We start from the raw sequence: 1550 nt of genomic DNA on the forward strand, positions 1-1550 counted from the left end.
CCCCGGCCATCGCCGACAAAGGTGTCGTTGTAGTTCGAACCTTTGATCGCCTCGATGTCAGTGAAGGTGTCGCCCACCGCAATGCCGGTATTCACACCGGTTTTCAGATTGACCGTCACGCCGACCGTACTGTCGGTGTAACCCACGGTGTCCAGCCCGGCGCCGCCGATAAACTGGTCGGCGCCCGTGCCACCGTACAGCGTGTCGTTGCCAGAACCGCCGGTGATAATGTTGTCGCTGGCATTGCCATAACCGATGAAGGCCTGGCTGCCGGTGTAGGTCAAGCGCTCGACGTTGGCTGCCAGGATGGTGCCGCTGGGGTTGATCACCGAGACGCGCACTTCATCATTGCCGCCACCGGCCAGCTCGACGATGGTCGGTGTAGTGCCAGTGTTGATGTAATAGATATCGTCCCCGGCACCGCCCTCCAGCCTGATAGCGGTTGCGGTGTGATCCGGGCCGGAAGTGAGCGTGTCATTGAACGCCGAGCCGATGACGTTCTCGATACTGGTGAGGGTGCTGCCTTCGGCGTCTCCACCAGTGCCGGCCAGGCCTGTGCCAAAGCGGACCTCAACGTTCACCCCGGCGGCCGACGTCGAGTAGTCAACCGTGTCTATGCCGACCCCGCCGTCGAAGTCCGTGCCTCGACCATCGCCGACAAAGGTGTCGTTGTAGTTCGAGCCCTTGATCGCCTCGATATCGGTGAAGGTATCCCCCGCCCCGATCCCGGAATACACCCCGGTCTTCAGGTTGATGTTCACCGCCACGGTGCTGTCGCTATAACCCGCCGTGTCGTAACCGGCACCACCGATGAACTGGTCGGCCCCCGCGCCACCGTACAGCGTGTCGTTGCCCGAACCGCCGGTGATGATGTTGTCGCTGGCATTGCCCCAACCGGTGTGCGCGCCTGTGCCGACAAAGGTCAGGCGCTCGATGTTGGCGGCCATGAAGGTGTGGCTGGGGTTGACCACCGACACGCGCATTTCATCGTTACCGCCATTGGCCAGCTCGACGATGGTCGGCGTGGCGCTGGTGTTGATGTAGTAGATATCGTCCCCTGCACCGCCTTCGAATGCTATCCCGCCCAGTGCAACGGTGAAGCTGTCGTTGAATGCTGAACCGATGACCTTTTCAACGTTGACCAAAGTGTCACCCTCGGCGTCGCCGCCGGTGCCGGCCAGCCCCGTACCCAGACGAATATCAACGTTCACCGCAGCGGCCGACGCCGAGTAATCGACCGTATCAGTACCAGTGCCGCCATCCAGCTTATCTGCACCGGCACTCCCTTTGATCACATCATTGCCACCCAAGGCATTGATCTCATCATCCCCACTGGTACCTGTCAGCGTATCCACGCCGTTTGTCCCGTTTATCACTGCCATTTCGACTTCTTCCTTGCCATGTTGTTGAACCAGATACCTGTCGCCACGACGACCTGCAAACGCAGGTCGCTGACGAGTCTTTCAATAAACGAAGCAGTGGAGATTTATCGACACAAACGACACAAAGCTTGAGCCAACCGCCGCAAATTTGTAACGCGCCCGGTACAA

Annotated in this window: 1 protein-coding gene; it reads right to left on the reverse strand. The window is 59.8% G+C overall.

The window, feature by feature from the left end:
- Positions 1-1382: beta strand repeat-containing protein (locus tag AC30D7_RS28690; RefSeq protein ID WP_490136322.1), on the reverse strand; the 1382-nt coding region annotated here is incomplete at its 3' end.
- Between the last annotated feature and the right edge of the window lie 168 nt (positions 1383-1550).

Source organism: Pseudomonas sp. DF5 (assembly GCF_058148225.1).